Source organism: Thiomicrorhabdus xiamenensis (genome assembly GCF_013282625.1).
In the GTDB taxonomy this organism is placed as follows: domain Bacteria; phylum Pseudomonadota; class Gammaproteobacteria; order Thiomicrospirales; family Thiomicrospiraceae; genus Thiomicrorhabdus; species Thiomicrorhabdus xiamenensis.
Window position 1 is genome coordinate 896998 of record NZ_CP054020.1, and the last position, 20066, is coordinate 917063.

General features: G+C 48.0%; 21 protein-coding genes, 1 tRNA gene and 1 riboswitch. Of the genes, 11 read left to right on the plus strand and 11 right to left on the minus strand.

Annotated features, from left to right (window positions below):
• The 5 genes from pnuC to HQN79_RS04125 all read right to left on the minus strand — a co-directional run bounded on the left by pnuC (position 1) and on the right by HQN79_RS04125 (position 3884).
• Positions 1-636: a nicotinamide riboside transporter PnuC gene (pnuC, locus tag HQN79_RS04105; protein ID WP_173284419.1), complete on the minus strand. Its 636-nt coding sequence runs from the start codon at positions 634-636 to the stop codon at positions 1-3.
• Entirely contained in the window at positions 626-892 is a 267-nt protein-coding gene (locus tag HQN79_RS04110; RefSeq protein ID WP_173284420.1) for a YkoF family thiamine/hydroxymethylpyrimidine-binding protein, read from the minus strand. Before HQN79_RS04110 ends, pnuC begins: the two co-directional genes overlap by 11 nt.
• A gap of 14 nt (positions 893-906) precedes the next feature.
• Complete coding sequence (locus HQN79_RS04115; RefSeq protein ID WP_173284421.1) at positions 907-1539, minus strand: class I SAM-dependent methyltransferase; 633 nt, start codon at positions 1537-1539, stop codon at positions 907-909.
• 12 nt (positions 1540-1551) lie between these two features.
• Entirely contained in the window at positions 1552-1800 is a 249-nt protein-coding gene (locus HQN79_RS04120; protein ID WP_173284422.1) for a hypothetical protein, read from the minus strand.
• A gap of 62 nt (positions 1801-1862) precedes the next feature.
• Positions 1863-3884: a TonB-dependent receptor gene (locus tag HQN79_RS04125; protein WP_173284423.1), complete on the minus strand. Its 2022-nt coding sequence runs from the start codon at positions 3882-3884 to the stop codon at positions 1863-1865.
• Positions 3885-3964: 80 nt separating this feature from the next.
• Positions 3965-4078: riboswitch (TPP riboswitch) on the minus strand.
• A 176-nt stretch (positions 4079-4254) separates the two neighbouring features.
• Here HQN79_RS04125 and HQN79_RS04130 point away from each other — a divergent pair.
• From HQN79_RS04130 to HQN79_RS04175, 10 genes are all read left to right on the plus strand, one after another.
• A complete protein-coding gene (locus HQN79_RS04130) occupies positions 4255-5133 on the plus strand; it encodes an HDOD domain-containing protein (protein WP_173284424.1) in 879 nt (292 codons plus the stop codon).
• Between the two features lie 206 nt (positions 5134-5339).
• A complete protein-coding gene (thrS, locus tag HQN79_RS04135; RefSeq protein WP_173284425.1) occupies positions 5340-7286 on the plus strand; it encodes a threonine--tRNA ligase in 1947 nt (648 codons plus the stop codon).
• Positions 7287-7307: 21 nt separating this feature from the next.
• Complete coding sequence (gene infC, locus HQN79_RS04140; protein ID WP_202984535.1) at positions 7308-7859, plus strand: translation initiation factor IF-3; 552 nt, start codon at positions 7308-7310, stop codon at positions 7857-7859.
• Positions 7860-8032: 173 nt separating this feature from the next.
• A complete protein-coding gene (rpmI, locus tag HQN79_RS04145; RefSeq protein ID WP_173284426.1) occupies positions 8033-8230 on the plus strand; it encodes a 50S ribosomal protein L35 in 198 nt (65 codons plus the stop codon).
• A gap of 17 nt (positions 8231-8247) precedes the next feature.
• Positions 8248-8604, plus strand: a complete 357-nt coding sequence (gene rplT, locus HQN79_RS04150) for a 50S ribosomal protein L20 (protein WP_173284427.1) — start codon at positions 8248-8250, stop codon at positions 8602-8604.
• Between the two features lie 194 nt (positions 8605-8798).
• Positions 8799-9797: a phenylalanine--tRNA ligase subunit alpha gene (gene pheS / locus HQN79_RS04155; protein WP_173284428.1), complete on the plus strand. Its 999-nt coding sequence runs from the start codon at positions 8799-8801 to the stop codon at positions 9795-9797.
• Between the two features lie 38 nt (positions 9798-9835).
• Positions 9836-12223, plus strand: coding sequence for a phenylalanine--tRNA ligase subunit beta (gene pheT / locus HQN79_RS04160; RefSeq protein ID WP_173284429.1), 2388 nt, complete (start codon positions 9836-9838; stop codon positions 12221-12223).
• A gap of 33 nt (positions 12224-12256) precedes the next feature.
• Positions 12257-12577: an integration host factor subunit alpha gene (locus HQN79_RS04165; protein WP_173284430.1), complete on the plus strand. Its 321-nt coding sequence runs from the start codon at positions 12257-12259 to the stop codon at positions 12575-12577.
• The gene (locus HQN79_RS04170; protein WP_173284431.1) at positions 12564-13004 is read left to right on the plus strand and encodes a MerR family transcriptional regulator; all 441 of its coding nucleotides are present in this window, start codon (positions 12564-12566) and stop codon (positions 13002-13004) included. Before HQN79_RS04165 ends, HQN79_RS04170 begins: the two co-directional genes overlap by 14 nt.
• Positions 13005-13109: 105 nt before the next feature.
• Positions 13110-13186 (plus strand) — tRNA-Pro (locus HQN79_RS04175).
• 306 nt (positions 13187-13492) lie between these two features.
• Here the strand turns inward: HQN79_RS04175 and HQN79_RS04180 are convergent.
• From HQN79_RS04180 to HQN79_RS04205, 6 genes are all read right to left on the minus strand, one after another.
• Complete coding sequence (locus HQN79_RS04180; RefSeq protein ID WP_173284432.1) at positions 13493-14395, minus strand: hypothetical protein; 903 nt, start codon at positions 14393-14395, stop codon at positions 13493-13495.
• 338 nt (positions 14396-14733) lie between these two features.
• On the minus strand, positions 14734-15144 hold the full coding sequence (locus HQN79_RS04185) for a hypothetical protein (protein WP_173284433.1): 411 nt from the start codon (positions 15142-15144) through the stop codon (positions 14734-14736).
• Between the two features lie 122 nt (positions 15145-15266).
• The gene (locus tag HQN79_RS04190) at positions 15267-15485 is read right to left on the minus strand and encodes a hypothetical protein (protein ID WP_173284434.1); all 219 of its coding nucleotides are present in this window, start codon (positions 15483-15485) and stop codon (positions 15267-15269) included.
• Between the two features lie 245 nt (positions 15486-15730).
• Positions 15731-15958, minus strand: coding sequence for a hypothetical protein (locus HQN79_RS04195; protein ID WP_173284435.1), 228 nt, complete (start codon positions 15956-15958; stop codon positions 15731-15733).
• 104 nt (positions 15959-16062) lie between these two features.
• Positions 16063-18543 (minus strand): ABC transporter permease, encoded by a 2481-nt coding sequence (locus tag HQN79_RS04200; RefSeq protein ID WP_173284436.1) that lies wholly within the window; start codon positions 18541-18543, stop codon positions 16063-16065.
• Positions 18544-18560: 17 nt separating this feature from the next.
• The gene (locus tag HQN79_RS04205; RefSeq protein WP_173284437.1) at positions 18561-19259 is read right to left on the minus strand and encodes an ABC transporter ATP-binding protein; all 699 of its coding nucleotides are present in this window, start codon (positions 19257-19259) and stop codon (positions 18561-18563) included.
• 16 nt (positions 19260-19275) lie between these two features.
• Between HQN79_RS04205 and HQN79_RS04210 the strand changes: the two genes are divergently transcribed.
• Positions 19276-19989, plus strand: coding sequence for an arylesterase (locus tag HQN79_RS04210; RefSeq protein WP_173284438.1), 714 nt, complete (start codon positions 19276-19278; stop codon positions 19987-19989).
• Positions 19990-20066 lie beyond the last annotated feature (77 nt).

A 20066-nucleotide genomic window follows, 5' to 3' on the forward strand; every position in this document is an offset into this window, starting at 1 on the left:
TTATTTATTCGATAGAAGCTTCCACTCGCGATAGCCGTACAGTGCCAGTATCAGATAGAGGCCGAACATAAGAATCGTGACGTAAAAACCGCTCTCCCAGTAGAGGTAGATGGCCAGAGAGTCGATAACAATCCAGTACAGCCAATTTTCAATGACTTTGCGCGCCATCAAAACGGTGTTCATGACCGAAAATACGGTGACAAATGCATCCAGATAAGGAAGCTGGCTGTAGTTATTGGTTTGCAGGTAGATACCGGCCAGTGCGCTTAAGGTGATGCCGATCGCGATAAACGAGAGATGAAAAAACAGCGATTTACGATGAATGCTGACGCTGTCCGCTGTTTGTTTGCTCGAAGGGTGCTTTTCCGAATGGTTCCAGAGCCAGAAGCCATACACGGCCATTAACAGGTAGTAAGCGTTGAGCAAGGCCTGCATCGGCAGTTGGCCGTCCCAGAACAGAAACGTATAAATTAATGTACTGAAGAAGGCACTTGGCCAGGCCCATTTGCTGTTGTTAGCCGCCAGTATTACATAGCCTATGCCCAAAACGACGGCAAGCCATTCCCATCCGGACTGAGCCAGAAGCGCATAAAAGGCCTGTTCAAGCCAATGGGGTTCAAGTGAATCAGCAGGCATGGATATTGGCTTTCTCGCGGTCGGTACCGATCAATTTGATCACAAAAACAGTTTCCGGCAGCTTTTGCAGAACCTGTTCGACTTCGGAATTCATCGCACTCATAACCTCGGCATATTGGCCATAAATTTGTGTGCTCATACTGTTGCGTTGAATGGAGACCGAGTCGATCTTGTCCAGTGCCTCAATAAAATCGATAATCGGTTGGCAATACTCCTCGTTAAGGGGGTACATGCTGATATCAACGGAAATTTTCATGGTTTCTCCTGAGGTTACAGTGACTTATCGGCCTTGATGACAATAAATGTGCCTTTGTCATGTCCGGGAAGAATGTCATTGGTGTCATGGCCGGAGGTTTCCGGAAGAACTGTTTGCACACTTTGAATATTCGCGAAACCAGCCTGATTCAGCATGGTTTCGATTTCATCGAAAGTATAAAAGGTGGCATCGCAGTAGAAAGGGCTTTCGTGCTTGTGTTTTTCGTACATTTGCCCAAGTTCGGAGTTGCGTTCCAAATAGGCGACGACAATGGCGCCATTTTCTTTTGTGACTCGTGCCGCTTCCCGATAGGCTTGAGCCGGATCGTCCAAAAAGCAGGTCGAGGTAATAAAGGCTGCAAAATCAAACAGACCGTCTGAAAATGGGAGCGCTTCGGCAACGCCTTCGGTCATCTCCAGGCCGCGTTCCTGTCTGGCGCGTTCGCGCATCGCCTTGGCTGGCTCGACACCCGTGTCGATCGCTAAAGGCTTGGTGAAGCGACCGCTACCGGCACCGATTTCGATCCCTTTGCCATGCGGCAGCAGTTGCTTGATTGCGGCGATTTCCGCCTGATAGGTCTCCGGGTTTTCGTCAAACCACTGGTCGTAGGTATCCGCGTGGGATTCGTATCCTTGTGTTTTAGGCATGCTGCGTATCCTTTACTGTTCGCGACAACCGCCGGAAAGTTTGATAATAAAGATGCTTTTCGGCAATGTCTCAAGCGTGGTCTCGATCTCTTTTTCCAGCATGGACATAATTTCGGCATAGTCACCGTAAACGACCGTGCTCATGCTGCCGTAAGAGATTTCCAAGTTGGTATAGGCACTCAGGCGGCCGATAAACTCTTTAATCGGTTCTCGGTAAGCGCTTTTAAGAGGGTAGAGGCTGATATCGACGGAAACTTTCATGGTTTTAACTCCATAAATAAAAAGGCTCCAGAATTCATTCTGGAGCCTTGTGATTTTACACCTTAGAAATAGACTCTGGCAGTCACACCGATTTGACGAGGGTTGCCTAAACCGTAGAATTTATCATAGGTTTCGTCGTAATCCATGTCGAAATAGAAGCCACGTACTGCGTAGGTTTTATCGGTCAGGTTTTTGCCCCATAGATAGATTTCATATTCATCCGTTTCGTAACCGAGACGGGCATTAACCAGTTCGTAAGCATCCGACTGGAAGTTGTGAACATTGTCGAAATAGAAGCTGTCGACGGCGGTCACATCGGCTTGTGCGTAGAAACCGGTCGGGTTGCGATACTTAAAGCCAAGATTTAGCTGATAACTCGGTGCATGCGCCTGTTCACGGCCGGAAACGACATAGTAGTTGGTGCTGGTGCCTTCGACATCGGTTTTAATCAGACCCAGAGAACCATACAGTTTCCAGTTTGCTGCAGCTTGCCAATCAAAACTTCCCTCCAAACCATAGTTTTGCGCACGGTCAAAGTTCTCGGTGTAGAAAAGCCAAGGGTCAAGATCCGTGTCCGGTGCGGTGTAACCGTCGAACTGGGCATCATAGCGATCCATATAGAAGGCGACCAGAGCTGTTTTCAGACCGAACTGTCGGTAGTTGGATTTCAATCCGATCTCATAGTTATACAGCGTTTCTGAATCATACTGCTCATTCGCTTCGCCGGCAAAGTCCGCATTGAATCCGCCGGCTTTAAATCCGCGGGTGACGCCTGTATAGGCGGTATGCGTCTCGTTGTAGCGATAGCTGTAAGTCAGGTGTGCGCCCCAAAGCGTTTCATTCGGGGTGAAGTTATTGACCTGATTGTCGTAATCCAGCTTGTTGTGTTCCACGCGCAAACCGGTAGAAATTGTAGTTTTCGGGGTGCTGTGGAAATCCAGCTGTGCGAATCCGGCCAGTTTATTATGAGTAAAATCGCTACGCGTTCCGTAAGAGGTATTCTCATTCGACTCGTTTAGCGAGGATGCATAAAGCCCAGACAGCCAGTCGGTCGAGTCGTTGAAAAGACGACTGTTTTCGGTCGATGTCCAGCGAATTTCCTGATCCAAAGTCTGGCGCTCTTTGAAGTTCTGGTAAAACCAGTCCCATGCTCCAGAATCATTCCAGTCGCCATCGTAGCTTTTTTCCATTTTGCTGATGGCCAAGCTGGTTTTGGACATAAAGGTGAAGTTAGGGTTGGCTTGTGAAGCGACTTTCAGGGATAGGCCATCTGTTTTCAGCGTATCTTTACCCGGCTGGTTGCTATAAACATCATAGCCGTTGTCAGTAGCCCACATGTCGTAGCCGTTGTTGTAATTCGCGTGCAGTAGTTTCAGATCGACTGTTGTTTTATCATCCGGGAAAAGGCGAAGGGCGGCTTTTGCTGTAAACTCGTCTTTGCCGTTGGTGTCGTTACGCTCAAGGGTCCGGTTTTTTCGGAATCCGTCGCTGGAATGTTTGAAAAGGGAAAAGCGATATTGCGGTGCCAAAGGTTCTGAGCCGAGAGGTCCGCTCTGAACCAGGCCGACTTCGGTCAGGTTATCGGAAGCGCGGGACGCTTCTACCATGCCTTCTCTGTATGCAGTCGGGTCATTGCTCTCTACCAAAATCAAACCGCCAATGGCGCTCTGCCCGTAACGTACGTTCTGCGGGCCTTTCAATACTTCGACTTGCTTCACGTCAAACAAACTGGACGCCATGCCGATTCCGCTATAGTCGATGCCGTCGATTGCAAAACCGACACTGGCATTCGGAGCGCCGGTATATTCTTCGCGTTCACCCAGACCGCGAATCTGAATATGGCGTGGACGGGAGGTTTCGCCAGAAAAATTGACGTTTGGCGTTTTTAATAGGATGTCGTCAAAATGCGTGGCGCCCTGATCCTGTAGTTCGCTTTGTGTCTGAATGGCGACGCTGGCGGCAAGATCCTGAACTTCGGTTTTACGAAGGTCGGCATTAACGGTAACGGTTTCCAGTTCTTCGGCAGCCATTGTGCTGGTAGCCAGTGAAGAGAGCAGAGCGCTGATAAGGAGTTTCTTTTGCATCTTGTCTTTCCCAAATTATCAAGGTCGATCGGGAGACGTGTGAATGCAATTTAAAAAGACGGGGAGGTTAAAGTCCCGTGAACAATTTCGATTGCCATCCCTACGCCAGTATTACCCGGATCAGGTGCAAAGGGTTTATCTTGATATCTCAAGAAATCTCAGGCCGAAATAAATGGCCACCCCTAGGCATGATTTGAATTAATTAAATGTTAAACTGTTAAAAATCTGCGGTGATTTTACTCTGATTTATGACAAAATTAAAATTTGTCTGGCAAGTGTGCATTAAAGTCATGTAATGCATTATGAATTGTATCTTATGCCCCTCGCTACTTAAGCAGTCGGGGCTCATTGAGAAAGTAAAGGTCTGGTTTTGTCTGAGGCGAGTGTAACGAAAGAAATTGTTGAGCGTTTAGCGGAACTTGGTGATCTTCCCCATGTTCCGGATGCGTTGATTAAGTTGGAAAAGCTTCTGGCGGATGACTCGCAGGCCGAGATTACCGATATCGTTAATTTGATCGCGATGGATTCCCGTCTGACGGCGGGGATTATCTTTATGGCTAATTCGGCTAAATATTCGCTGGGTTCAAAAGTAACTGATCTGTTTGAAGCGGTTATTCGTATTGGTCTACATGATGTCAGAATGCTCGCTTATGCGATCAGTTACCAGCAGACATTTAATCGTAAACCTCCGTTCAGTGAAGAGCGTTTCATGCAGCAAGCGATGCTCAGTGCGCTTATCGGTCATAATATTGCCTCGGCCTGCGGTCTTCGCGTAGGGGAAGGCTTTCTGTGCGGCTTGCTGAGAGATATCGGGATCTACCTGCTGGCGCTTGAAAGTCGGGAGAAGTATCAAGAAGTTTTAACGAAAGTCGATTTCAATATCCTGAAACTGGCCGTAATGGAAAATAAACATTTCGGCACCTATCACGCTTTGATGAGCGCACGTCTTCTGCAACTGTGGAACTTTTCGCAAGAGGTTATTATGGGGGTGGCCTATCACCACATCCCGGACAAGATGAAAGGCGAGTTTAAAGGCTATGCCTATCTGACGTATTTAAGTGAAGTAGGGGCATTTAAGCTTGGGTTGGATAATGGAATCGGCGAAATTCCGCCGGATAAATGGCCGCTTGTCGATCAGAAAATCAGCGAGTCTCTGGCTGAATTGAAGATCGCTCAGGGCGAATTTGACGAGATTTTGGAAAAATCTCTGACCGAATATACGCATCTGACAAGCGGGCCATCCACTTAAGGCTTGCAAGGCTGATTTCTATTGTTAGCCTGAATATCGCTTCTTGATTCGATTGCAAGGGGCAGAGAATCCTGTCAATTCTGTTCTTCGTGATAGACAAATCCTATCGATTCAATATGAAATATCTTTTTCCTTAAGGTAAGAAAATGCTAATATTATGTGTTTTCCAATTTTAAACGCATAGTTTTATAAAGAGATTACCTTTTATGCCAATCATTACTTTACCTGACGGGTCTAAGAAAGAGTTTGATCAAGCGGTTTCGGTGATGCAGGTTGCCGAAAGCATCGGTGCCGGCCTTGCCAAAGCGACGGTAGCGGGTCGTGTTAACGGTAAGCTGAAAGACGCCAGTGATTTAATCACGGAAGATGCGACGCTTGAGATCGTGACCATGAAGGATGAAGACGGCATTCACATTATGCGCCACTCCTGTGCGCACCTGTTGGGGCATGCCTTAAAACAGTTGTATCCGGATGTCAAAATGGCTATCGGTCCGGTTATCGATAACGGTTTTTACTACGATATCGATATGGAATACAAAATTACGCCGGAAGATCTGAAAAAGATCGAAAAGCGCATGCAGGAGTTGGCTAAGACCAAATATCCAGTCATCAAAAAAATGCTTCCGCGCGACGAAGCGGTCAAGACGTTTGAAGAGCGCGGCGAAGACTATAAGCTGGAGTTAATTCGCGATCTTCCGGACGAAACGCAATTCGGCTTCTATTTCCATGAAGAGTATGTCGATATGTGCGTTGGACCGCACGTTCCGAATATGTCTTTCACCAAGGCCTTCAAGCTGACCCATGTTGCCGGTGCTTACTGGCGCGGGAATTCAGATAACAAAATGCTACAGCGTATTTACGGTGTAGCTTTTGCCAATAAAGATGACTTGAAAGCCTATCTGAAAATGATGGAAGAGGCCGAAAAGCGTGATCATCGTAAGCTCGGTAAGATGCTGGACCTGTTCCATGTCGACGAAGTCGCTCCGGGGATGGCTTTCTGGCATCCGAAAGGGACCACTCTATACCGCGTGGTAGAAGAGTATATGCGCAGTCAGTTGGTTGCCAACGACTACGACGAGATTCGTACGCCGTTTATTATGGACCGTTCTTTGTGGGAGAAATCGGGGCACTGGGACAAGTTCAAAGAGAACATGTTTACTACCGCAACCGATAATCGCGATTATGCCGTTAAGCCAATGAACTGCCCGGGGCATATTCAGGTTTATAACCAGCACCTGCGTTCGTATCGTGATCTTCCGGCGCGTATCGCCGAATTCGGTACCGTACACCGTAACGAACCGTCCGGAACTTTGCACGGTTTGATGCGTGTGCGCTCTTTCACTCAGGATGATGCGCATATCTTCTGTACACCTGAGCAGATTAAAGCGGAAGTACAAGGTTGTATCGACCTGGTTTATGAAACCTACAACGATTTCGGTTTCGATAATATCGCCGTTAAATTCTCGACCCGTCCGGAAATGCGCGTCGGTTCCGATGACGTATGGGATCTCGCCGAAGCGGCTTTGGAAGAAACTTTGAAAGACGCCGGACTTGAGTATGCATTGCAGCCGGGTGAGGGTGCGTTCTACGGTCCTAAGATCGAATTCCAGTTGAAAGACTGTATCGGTCGTGTCTGGCAGTGCGGAACCATTCAGCTGGACTTCTCAATGACTCAGGAAGAGCGTTTGAATGCGGTTTACGTCGATTCGGATAACGAGAAAAAGCACCCAGTGATGATTCACCGCGCGATTCTTGGATCCCTGGAACGTTTTGTCGGTATTCTGGTCGAACATTACGAAGGCAAATTCCCGACTTGGCTGGCGCCGACCCAGGCGGTAATCGCATCGATTTCCGAAGTTCACAACGAATATGTGACTGATTTTGCGAAAAAATTGAAAAAACATGGGTTTAGAGTCGAAACAGACTTGAGAAATGAAAAGGTTGGGTTTAAAATTCGCGAGCATACTATGCAGCGTGTTCCATATATTCTGGTTGTTGGTGACCAGGAGATGGAACAGGGCACGATTAACGTGCGCGCTCGTGGAGGTAATAACTTAGGGTCATTTGACATGGATCAAATGGTGAAATTGCTACAAGATGACGTAGCAAACCTTGGTCGAGTTGTTGAATCACCTGATGTACAAAATAATTAACTGGAGGAATTTGCTATCGCAATTCGTAGAGGTCGAGGCAGACCACAACAACCTGAAGCACCTAAAGATCGTATTAACAAAGCAATCACAGGAACACCTGAAGTAAGATTAATTGATGCCGAAGGTGAGCAAGCTGGTGTTGTATCTATTCAAGATGCTTTAGCACAGGCAGCCGATGCGGGGTTAGATTTGGTTGAAATCACTGCCAAAGCAAATCCTCCGGTTTGTAAAATCATGGACTACGGCAAGTATCTGTACCAACAACAGAAAAAGCAGCATGAAGCGAAGAAAAAGCAGAAGCAAGTCCAGCTAAAAGAAGTTAAGTTTCGCCCAGGAACTGAGGAAGGAGATTATCAGGTCAAACTACGCAACCTGGTGAAATTCTTGGAAAAAGGGGATCGCGTCAAGGTAACCATCTGGTTCCGTGGTCGTGAGATTACCCATAAGGAACTGGGATTGAAAGTATTGGAGCGCGTGCGCGACGATATCCAGGAATTCGGTACTGTTGAACAGATGCCGAAAATGGAAGGTCGTCAAATGCAGATGATGGTCGCTCCAATCAAAAAGAAATAAGCCTTAAAGGACTTATTTCAAACACAACAGCTGGGGCGTTCGTGTAAGCGGCGCTTCCGGTGCAGCTCCCTCAGTGCTGTTCGTTGTTTCCCGGTGGCCCCCTGATTTCAGGGGGCTGATAGAGAAATCAAGTGATGCATTAAAGCAATCACTTAAATGCGGAGTTTTATTTCATGCCAAAGATGAAATCTAACAGCAGCGCTCTTAAGCGCTTCAAGAAAACCGGTTCAGGCCGTTTTAAGTGCAAACAGTCTCACCTTCGTCACATTCTGACCAAGAAAACGACTAAGCGTAAACGTCAGCTACGTTCTGGTAGCATGATTCACGATAACGATGTGGCAATGGTTCGCCGCATGTTGCCTTACGCTTAATTAGGAGAGATTGAAAGATGGCAAGAGTTAAAAGAGGCGTAATCGCGCGTCGTCGTCATAACAAAGTACTTAAACAAGCGAAAGGTTACTACGGTGCTCGTCGCAAGATCTTCCGCGTTGCTCGTCAAGCGGTGATCAAAGCTGGTCAATATGCATACCGTGACCGTCGTCAACGTAAACGTCAATTCCGTCGTCTATGGATCGCTCGTATCAACGCAGCGGCTCGTATGAACGGTATGACTTACAGCCGTTTCATCAACGGTGTGAGCAAAGCAGGTATCGAAGTAGACCGTAAGGTTCTTGCGGATATCGCGGTTCACGACGCAGCAGCATTTGCGGCGATTGCTGAAAAAGCAAAAGCGGCACTAGCGTAAGCGTATTCTTAACTGCGCAAGCAGTTATCTAAATAGGGGGCTTAGGTCCCCTATTTTTTTCGTCTTATTTCTTTCCGAACCAATCCGTTATAAAAGAACAGATTAATCTGTTTTTGTAAGATTATCGCCGAGGATGTGCGATATAATCTGTTGTTTTATAACGAATTTTAAGCTGTTTTAGGACTCAATACATCATGCAAGAACAATTGCAATCGATTATCGCTCAAGCTAAAGAAGCGGTACAAGACGTTCAAGATTTAGGCAAACTCGACGAACTCCGTGTCCAGTTCCTGGGCAAAAAGGGTGCTTTGACCGAGATGATGAAAACACTTGGTAAGCTCTCTCCGGAAGAGCGTCCTAAGGCAGGTCAGGTGATCAACGAAGCCAAACAGGCTGTTCAGGCGTTGTTGAATGAGAAAAAACGTCAGCTGGACGAAGCGAAGCTGGCTCAGCAATTAGCGGAAGAGACGGTTGATGTTACCCTGCCAGGTCGCGGTGTCGATTTGGGCAGTCTGCATCCGGTTACCCGTACCCTGAACCGTATTGAGACTTTGTTCTCCAAAGCGGGCTTTACCGTAGAAACCGGGCCGGAAATCGAAGACAACTGGCATAACTTCGAAGCGCTGAATATTCCTGAAACGCATCCTGCACGTGCGATGCACGATACTTTCTATATCAATGAAAACACCGTGTTGCGTACACACACCTCCGGTGTCCAGATCCGTACTATGGAAAACAAGCAGCCGCCGTTGCGCATTATCGCGCCGGGGCGCGTGTACCGCTGTGATTCCGATCAGACGCATACGCCGATGTTCCATCAGGTTGAAGGACTGATTGTCGAAAAAAATGCCAGCTTTGCGCAGCTGCGCAGTCTGTTGATTCAGTTCCTGCGCGAATTCTTCGAAGATGAGAATCTACAGACACGCTTCCGTCCGTCTTATTTCCCGTTCACCGAACCATCGGCCGAGGTGGATATTTCCACTGATTTGTTCGGCGAAGGTCGCTGGTTGGAAGTTCTGGGCTGCGGAATGGTTCACCCGAAAGTACTGGAAAACGTCGGTATCGATCCGAATGAATACACCGGTCTGGCATTCGGTTTGGGTGTCGAGCGTCTGGCGATGCTGCGCTATAACGTCAAAGACCTGCGTCAGTTCTTCGAGAACGACCTGCGTTTCCTGAAACAATTTAAATAATCTCTGCTCCGAGCGACTAAGAAAAAGGCACTGAAAAGATGAAATTTAGTGAAAATTGGTTACGCCAATGGACCAACCCTGAATGGAACACCAATGAATTGGCCGAGGCATTGAGTCTGGCCGGTCTGGAAGTTGACGATGTCGAGCCGGTAGCAGGGGAATTTAATAATGTTGTTGTCGGTAAAGTGATCTCGGTGGAAAAACACCCGGATGCTGACAAGTTGAATGTTACTCAGGTGGATGTCGGCGAAATTGAGCCGCTGCAGATTGTCTGCGGTGCGAAAAACGTTGTTGAGGGCATGAAAGCCTGCTGCGCCAAAGTCGGTGCGGTGCTTCCGGGCGACTTCAAAATCAAAAAAGCCAAGCTGCGTGGCGTTCCATCCAACGGTATGTTGTGTGGCGCAACTGAAATCGGCCTGCCGGATGACGGAGTGGACGGTCTGCACGTTCTTCCGGAAGATGCACCGATTGGTATGGACGTCCGCGAATATCTGCAACTGAACGATATGTCGATTGATGTCGACTTGACGCCTAATCGCGCGGACTGTTTCAGCGTAATGGGGATTGCCCGTGATGTGCATGCGATCAGCGGCGCGGATCTTAAAGTTCCGTTTGCTGAACAGGATATGGCCGGAACCGAGCCTTGTTCGGTTCAGATCGAGATCACCGAACCACAGGCGTGCCCTAAATATCTTGGATGTGTAGTGAGCGGTTTCAACGCCAAAGCGGAAACACCGCTATGGATGAAACAGCGTCTTGAGCGCTCCGGTTTACGTCCGTTGAGTTTGACGGTCGACATCACCAACTATGTTTTGTTGGAAATGGGCCAGCCGATGCATGCGTTTGATCTGGATAAGCTTCAGGGCGGAATTCAGGTGCGTATGGCTAAAGACGGCGAGAAACTGACTACTTTGGACGAGAAAGAAGTATCCCTTAAAGAGGGGACGTTGGTTATCGCGGATGATTCCGGAGCGATTGCTTTGGCCGGTGTCATGGGCGGGCTTTCGACGTCTGTTACCGATGAAACAACTTCTATCTTCTTCGAGTGTGCGCATTTTGCGCCGCTGGCGATTACCGGTAAAGCACGCCAATACGGTTTGCACACCGATTCTTCGATGCGTTTTGAACGCGGTGTGGACCCGCAGCTTCCGGAACGTGCGCTGAATCGTGCTTTGAGTTTGCTGGTCGAAATCGCCGGCGGTGAGGTTAGCGCGATCGAAGCGAAAGTTAGCGCGCAGCATATGCCGGAGAGCGCGCAAATCGAATTAAGTGCAAAAACCGTAAGCGACAAGTTGGGTGTTGCTGTTGAAAATGCGCAGATTGAAGACATTTTCTCGCGTCTTGGCTTTGCCGTTGAAGCAAACGCTTCTGGTTGGGTAATGAGTGCGCCTCCCTACCGTTTCGACATGGAAATCGAAATGGATCTGGTCGAAGAAGTCGGTCGTATCTACGGCTATAACAATCTTCCGGAAGATCCGGTTATGGCGCCGATCACTTTGCGTGAATTGCCTGAATCCGAACAGGAGTTGATGGCACTTAAAAATGCTTTGGTGCAACGTGGTTATAACGAAGTAGTGACCTATTCGTTTGTCGAAGAGAAAAAACAGAATGCTTTGGCACCGGATCTGCCGTATGTTTTATTGCAGAATCCTATCTCGGAAGATATGAAAGCGATGCGCACGACCTTGTTCCCGGGCTTGTTGCAAGCGATCGCCTATAACCAGAATCGCCAGCAGTCACGCGTTCGACTGTTTGAATCCGGGTTGGTGTTCTATAAAAACGAACAGGATCCGACCGGTGCAACTCAGGTTCCGATGTTGGCCGGTGCGATTGTCGGACCGGTCGCGGCGTCCGGATGGGATGAAGAGAGCCGTAATGCCGATTTCTTCGATCTTAAAGGTGATATCGAAACTTTGCTGCGCATGAGTCATCAGTTGGGCAAGATCCGCTTTGAAGCGAGCAGCAACCCGGCGTTGCACCCTGGTCAGGCGGCGTCTTTAATCAAAGACGGTAAAGAAGTCGGAATTATGGGACAACTGCACCCGCAACTGGTTAAAACGCTTGGTGTTTCCGGAAGCATCTTCATGTTCCAGATTCGTCAGGATGCAATTTTAACGATGGAGATTCCAGCGGCGCAGGCAATTTCGAAATTCCCTGAAGTACAGCGTGACTTGGCGTTTGTTGTTGATCAGGCGTTACCTGTCCAGAAGTTATTGGATGCGATTGATGTCGAGTCCGACATTTTACAGTCGATTGAGATTTTTGATATTTATCGCGGTCAAGGAATTGAACCCGATCAGAAGAGTATCGCTCTAACGCTGAAAATTCAGCATCAGGCGCGTACTTTGGAAGACGCTGAAGTCGACGCTCTGGTCGAACAGATTCTTGAATCCGCGAAAACTGCAGTGAATGCTGTTTTACGTTAAAACAAAAAAATTAAAATAGGGTAGGAAGTAACTATGTCTGTGGATGCAGCTGAGGGCAATACCTTAACAAAAGCGCATATTGCGCAGCAACTTTCAGATACATTCGGGTTTAACAAGCGCGAGTCTAAAGAGCTGGTCGAACAGTTCTATGACGAGATTAGCGATGTATTGGTGTCAGGGGAGCAGATTAAACTTTCCGGTTTCGGGAATTTTGAGTTGCGTGACAAGGCTTCCCGTCCAGGGCGTAATCCGCGTACCGGAGAAGATGTTCCCATTTCTGCGCGAAGAGTGGTAACATTTAAGCCTGGTCAAAAATTACGCGCACAGATAGACAGCTTCGATGGTGACAACTAAAAACAAAGTTATCGATGTCGATTCGATTCCGGCAAAAAAATACCTCACCATCGGTGAGGTGTCTCGTTGCACCGGAATCAAAGACCATGTATTGCGTTACTGGGAACAGCATTTTGATCAGCTGACGCCGAGTAAACGCAGTGGTCGCCGTTACTATCAGCGGGAAGACGTGCTACTAATTATCGAAATCAACCGTCTGCTCAACGAAGAAGGGCTGACGATCCCCGGCGCGCAGAACCGTCTGGCCAAGAAATCCAAAAGCAAATCGGAATCTTCTTCCGATTCGCTTCAACAGACTTTGCAACTCGATAAAGTTGAGGAGCCTGTCGACATCCCTGTCCAAGAACTTCAGCAAGCTCTGCAGATCGCCGATGTCATCTGCCATCAGCTTGACGCTTTCCAGAAGCATCTTAAAGACAACTATTAAGTAGCGGTCATTTATCCCGTCAGCAAATTGTTTTTCTTCTTGTGAAGCGGTAAATCGCTGTTCTCAAGTGATGATTTTTTCTTATAATAGTCACTCTTCCGAATTCGGGGTGTAGCGCAGTCTGGTAGCGCACCACACTGGGGGTGTGGTGGTCGCAGGTTCAAATCCTGTCACTCCGACCAATTCCTTTTTGTATTTCCTTTCGACGTCTTCTATCCAGAAGCCAGCGGTTCTGATTTAGACCTGTTATTTAATCGTAACCGGTGAAGTAAGGCCGTGCTTATTGTCGGTGTTTGAGGTTCTGTTTCCGTTTATTGTGTTACGTTGCTTGAAAGCAAGTTAAATACAACTCTTTTAGTCTTGGTCTGATGCAATGGATAGTCAGCGGAAACAGAAAACAGGTTTTGGCCAATTGACCGAAACCTGTTTTGAGTTTGATGGGCTTGTTGCGAGTTGAAACTTATTCATTACATCAAACAGGATGCATTCTAATAATCATAGCAGCCCGGTCCGTAAGGGTGCGCCGTTTCATAATACTGCCCGTCGGGACAACCGGTCGGTACTCTTGTGTCCAAAAGCTCCAGAGTACAGGCGTTGTATTCTTCCTGACTGAGATTGCTAACTTCGCGATACAGGTTGGTAATCGGTGAATTGGATATCGCTCTGTCAAGGTAATAGTGATACCAGACGGCACTTAACTGTCCGCCGTCATCCTGAACTTGCGCCCAGCGTGTAAGGTTATAGACTGCGGCGGTTCCTTCGCTGTTTTTAGTGACGCGCTGTTCATAGTCTTGAATACGATAAGGGTTCTGGCGATAGGTATTGTCTCTTAGCGTTATCCGATCTGTTTGCCGCGAGCCGGTTCCAATCGAGGCCAGTTCTTCCTGCGTCCATGCCGGACAGCTTAGGGAGCTGACTGTTTCACAACTAGCCGATCCTTGAGGATGATTCTGGCTCTTTCCTGGCGGGTTGAGACCTTTGACTTTTAAGGAACAGGATTTTTTTACAGCTTCCGCTGCGTAGCCGCCCAAGTCTATTTGCCCTGAATCAATGAGTTGACTGATCGTGAGATCAATGACCCCTTCGGGAATCACTTTGGAACAGGTTGCGTCGCATTGTGAGGCTTTTAGCGCTTCTGAAGTGATTTCAAATGAGGCCAGCTTAAGTGTTTCGTTGTTGTCATCGACAACGATGTCGCAGTTTAGTTCATAGGCGTATTTTTTGACGCTGTCATCAATGGTTGACCAAGTGAGGTTGAAGTTATCATTCGCAATGGTGCAGAAAACACCTTGAGGTTCCGGATACAGGTCTTCACTGGCGATAGGATCGGCATAAGCCAGAAAGGGGGTGGTAAAGATGATTGCCGCAATGGCTAAGTTTGTCGATTTCATTTTAAGACCTCCGCTGGGGCTGGGAAAAGTCGGTTTGTGAAATTTGTACCGTTTTTATTGATAGGCGTTAAGCCGTGTAATTGACTGTAATGAAAAGAGTGAGGAATGCTGAAAAAGCATGAATAATCAAAAAACAATATAAAAAGAATAGCATAATCAATGCGTTAATAAGATTGAACTCGTATCAGGATTAATTATCGGTCTATAGATAAAGTACGTAAATATACGTGGTCTACTGTGTTGAAGAGGACTTTTTGTAAACCAGTCTGCGTTGGTGAAGCGCTAGGACACTAGAGCTTGGATGACTTTCCGAAAGTCTGAACCTTATCGCCCGTATGTTATTTCCAGTATTTGCGGATGAGTTCGCCGGCATGATAGGCAAAAAACTGTTTGCTTGAGGGGCAGAGTTGTTCGCGTGATGGATTCGGCATTTCCGGAAAAAGCGTGTAAAGCACTTGGGCAGGGATCATATAGTAAAGATCGGCGATATCATCATAACGTCTGAAACGGGCGTGCATCAAGGATTGCTCGAGTTCACTTGGGATATCTGTGAGTGCGTAGTTGGCTTCTTCACCGTGCATTTCGAAGAGACGGCATCCTGAGTAGAACAGGTCAATCTGCTGCGGAATTTCGGGCAAGGCTTCGAGCACAAAAAAATGCAGGTACTGCTTTTCTTCTTCGAGATAAAGACCGAGAAACTTTTCTTCGGTTTCCTGTTTCAGGTTTTCTTTGGCTTCTCGAAAATTCATAAGATCTATCCGCTGTTTGCTCTGACAAGGTGCTTGGTCCTATAAAGCAATTCTACATGAGCGGAAAGAGAAGAGAGGCGTTGGAAGACAGAAAAAGCGGGACTTTTTCTGTCTGGACTAGTTTAAGCAGAGATCGAGTAGGTGTTACCCGAACGTTTGCATTTTAAAACCAGTTGCTTCTGCATGTCTGCTTTGATGAGGTTGACCGGTTTTAAACTCAGTTCACCACCTGCTTTTTCGACCGCCTGCACCAGTTTTGCAGAGCTTGGGCGTTCAATAAAACCGGCATGGATTTCATCAATGACTGAAAAGTTTTCAATATTTTGTTTTGTTACTTTCATTTGTTTATTCCCAATTTGTAGCCGAGAAATTTAAAAACCTAGTAAAGCTGTATGTTTTTTAGGATTTTCACGATTATAGCGAGAGCGAAATTAAAATTCACTTAGTGATTTTACTTAGGTGACATAAGTAGCGTTTTTAATAGGAGGAGAGTTTCCGGGTCTGATTGCGTCGGAAGCTTGATATGAGAAGTCTCAAAGAATAAGCCGAAGTTCCCGTTCATCAAGGGAACTTCGGAACCTTGTCTCTAATCACTCAATAACTGGTAGCGATAGGTTTCTGCCGCTAAACGACAACCTCCTGCAAGTAAGGAAACCGACCAGGCACTGATGGCGCTCAAAGCAATCAGTGCGATACCTTGCATTAAGTCCTGCGTAATCAAGGTATGAACACCAAACAAAAACAGCCCTAGTACACTCAAACTGCCGAAATATTTGATAAAACGCCCAAGCTTAAAAAAGAACGATGCGGTCATGACGTTTCTCCTCAGTTATTCTGTAAAGTAAATTTACTATACCAGACTCATTTAATTGAGTAATAACGATCTGCAATTTGAGCCATTTGCCGTGTTTACGGTTTTTAAGAGGTTAGGTGACGCTTTAACTGATTGGCGGACATTTTCAGATACGGCTTTTGCGAAAACCAACCGACTGCAAACAAAATGCCGATACTGAGAATAAAAGTTCCCAGCCAGAGCGGCCACGAGAATTGCGGGGAGGTTTCCAGAAGCTGATAGCCGACCAGAAAACTGACCAGCTGGGCAAAGCTGGCGGCGAGTATCCCCGAAAGCAGGCCGAGCAGAATAAATTCCGTTAATCCGATCAGTCGTATCTGACGGTTAGTCGCCCCGATTGTACGCAGCAGCAGCCAGGTTTGGATTCGAGCCTCCTGACTGGCGAGCGTTGCACTGAAAAGTACGGCAATACTGGCGATCAGGGTAAACAGGAACAGGGCGCTGACGCCGCTGGCAGCCTGCTGCATAATTTGCCGGATCTGCTGAATGATTTGTTCGACGTCAATCAACAAAGCGCCGGAAGCCTGTTGCGCCATCTGTTGCGTAAGCGTGCCGGTTATCTGCTTGTTGTCGATATACAGACTGCTGATATAACTGATATTGAGAGGCACCGATGGATCGGGCTCGACAATAAAGAAGAAGTTCAGGCGGAAGCTCTGCCAGTTTACTTTTCTGAGGGAGCGAACCTGATAGGTTTTGGTTGTACCGGCAAAATTGAAAGTCAGTTGGTCGCCGATCTGAATCCCGAAAAGTTGAGCGATTTCCTCTTCGACCGAAACGCCGAGTCCCTGATGTTTTTCTTTTTCCAGCTGCCGAGTGATCTGGTTGTAAGGTGGCAGTTGATCGGTAACGGCGATATTCGCTTCCCTCTGCAGTAAGCGTTTGGCTCTTTGAGTCGCCATTGTAGATGGATCCAGATCAACGGAATTACGCTGCAACAGACGACCGCGAGCCATAGGTACGAAATCCGGCTGTAGTGCCTGTTCATCGAAAAGAGATGCGACGGTGTCCAGCTGATATGGTTGAACATTAACAACAAAAGTATTCGGGGTTTGCTCTGGCAGGCTTTGTTGCCAGGCATTAAGCAGGTCCTGGCGGACAAAGGTCATCAGCATCAGGACAAACAGAACCAGACCGATTGAAATCAGTTGAATTTTGATCAGTTCAGGCTGTTTCAGAATACCGGCAATACTGATGCGCAGCCAGCCGCGGGTTTGTGCATGACTTTTTTTCAAAACCGACAGCAGAAGAGTGGCGCTCAGATAGAAGGTCACACTTAAAGCGATGCCGACCAGGCAGACCCACAGAAGAAATTCCAGTTGCACAATCATGCCGATCAGCACCAGAATCAGGATAAAAGAGACAAACCAGTGGGCGACCGAGGTTTTTTGACTGACGCTCTTGAAGACCTGTAACGGAGACGTGCCCATCGCTTCCTGAAAGGCTTGCCAGGCGAAACTCCAAAGCACCAGTATGCCGCTGATAAACCCTAGCGCCAGCGGCGAGAATAGCGGAGCGGAAACATAGGGGGTAAACAGAGATTCAAGCCATGGAATAATCAGTTGAATCAGCACTAAGCCCAGGATGAGGCCGAGCAAACTGCTGCTGATGCCGATCCATAGAAATTGCCAGGCAAACAGGCGTCTGAGTTGACGATCTTCGCCACCGAAAGCGCGCAGTAGAGCCAGACTGCTGCGCCAGCGGCTCAAATAGAAACGACTGGCGATCAGAATGCTAAGACCGGCGACAAAGACGGCCGAGAGCGCTGCCAGATCGAGAAACAGCCAGGCGCGGTCGAGGGTTTTTTCAAGATCCTCGGAAGGCGCTTTGGCGGAAATCAATTCAATAAAGGATGGATCACGATCGCGGAAATAAGCGGCGAAAGCTTCGATATTTTTCTGACTTCCGGCCAGAGCCAATTCATAAGTGACGCGGCTTCCGGGGCCGATCAGTCGAGTATCTTGCAGATCTTCCAGTAGCATTGTCACTTGAGGGGCAAATTGCGTCATCGGATTAATCAGGCTGCTTGACTGGACGCTTCCGCTGAGTCTGAAATGACGTTCTCCAAGCAGCAATTCACTTTGCTCGTTTAGCGACATCAAATCAATCAGTTTAGGTTCGATCCAGACGGTGCCTTTCTGCAAAGCCGCAAAGGAGAGTTCGTTGCCTTGGGTAATCTGTCCGCGGAGCGGCTGTGCTTTTTCGACCGCTCTGAGGTTGATCAGTTGGAAAACTTCCTTGGGGTTTTCGCTCAAGGCCATGGTCACCAGATTTAAACTGCGGTTGCTCTGTAAATCGAATGCTTTGGCTTGATCTTCCCATTCCTGCTCAATCGGCCGACTCGAGCGCAGAACCAGGTCGGCGCCAAGGTTATCCGCTGCTTTCTGTAGCATGCTTTGTTTAATGCTGTCGCCGAGATAGGTGATGGTGGTGACGCTGGCGCTGGCAATGGTGATCGCGATAAACAGCCATAACCAGTCGCCGTTCCGGAAACTGCGTATGAACCAGTGCCAGGCGGCCAGGCTTTCAAGCAAACGTTTTTTCATACTCGATACTCCACCGATCACTCTGCTTGCCAAGGGATTAGTGTGCCGTGCTGCAGATGCCAAAGTTGATCGCAGGATTTGGCGTAGTTCATGTCATGAGTGACCAGTATCAGGCTGGTGTCGTGCGTCTGTTTCAGATCAAACAGCAGGTTTTGTATTTGCATGGCGGTTGTCTCATCCAGGTTGCCGGTTGGTTCGTCGGCAAACAGAATCTTCGGCGTGGTTACGAAAGCGCGCGCGATGGCCACGCGTTGCTGCTCGCCGCCGGAAAGCTGAGAAGGCAGGTGGTCAGCGCGGTTGCTTAAGCCGACTTTATCGAGGGCGTCGAGTGCTTTTTCGCGGGCGAACTCAATTTGGAAGAGTTCCAGCGGCATTAAAATGTTCTCCAATGCATTCATACTCGGCAGTAACTGGAAATTCTGGAAGACAAAGCCGACTTGGCGGGCGCGGATTCGAGCGCATTCATCTTCGGAGAGCCGGGAGATCTCTTCGCCTAGCAGGCGGATAGAACCCGAGGTCGGTTTTTCCAGTCCGGCCATAATGGAGAGCAGCGTGGATTTTCCGGAACCGGATCGCCCGACGATGGCGATGCTTTGCTGTTGTTGAACGCTGAGATTGCAGCCGTTCAGAATAGACAGGTTCTGTCCATCATTCGGGACTTGATAATGAATGTCCTGTAATTCGATAATGGGGGATGAAAAATTTTCTTGCGGCATGGAAAACCTTGATTAAATGACGAATAATTCCAATAAGTTACCTGTAAAAGCAAAGAGATTTTATTATCTGCTTTTCTGCCTATGGCTAGGCTTTCATCCTAATTTACTCTGGGCGCAACAGCAAGCGCCGATCGTCGGAGAGGTCAAGCTGATTTCGCCACCGGCGACTATTCTTGTTCTCGGCGATAGCTTGAGCGCCGCCTACGGTATTGATGCCGAGTCAGGGTGGGTGAATCTGCTACGCCGAAGATTGCAAACTTCCTTTCCGGATAAAGCGCTCTCGGTGGTGAACGCCAGTATCAGCGGAGAGACCACTTCCGGCGGATTGCAGCGCCTTCCTAAATTACTGCAGGAACACCGTCCGAGCTTGCTGATTCTTGAGTTGGGGGCGAACGATGCCTTGCGCGGACAGAATCTGCTGCAGAGTAAAGCCAATCTGGAACGAATGATTCATCTCTGTGACGCGGCGCCATCCGGTTGTCAGACGATGCTGTTGGGGATTCGTCTGCCGACCAATTACGGCCCGGCCTACGAGCGACTTCTGATGAAGGTGTACCGTGATCTGGCGCAGCAGTATAAGCTTAATTTTGACCCTTTCTTTCTGCAAGGGGTGGCTTTGGATCCGGACTTGATGCAGGACGATGCGTTACATCCCAACGAACAGGGGCAGTCTCCGATTCTAGAACGTCTCTGGCCGCTGGTGGAGCGCTATTTTTCAACTACATCGTAAATTTATAACGATACCAGTCAATTTTATGGCCTTTTTACGCACTCTTTACAGGGGTTCTGCTATATTCTCTGCATTGT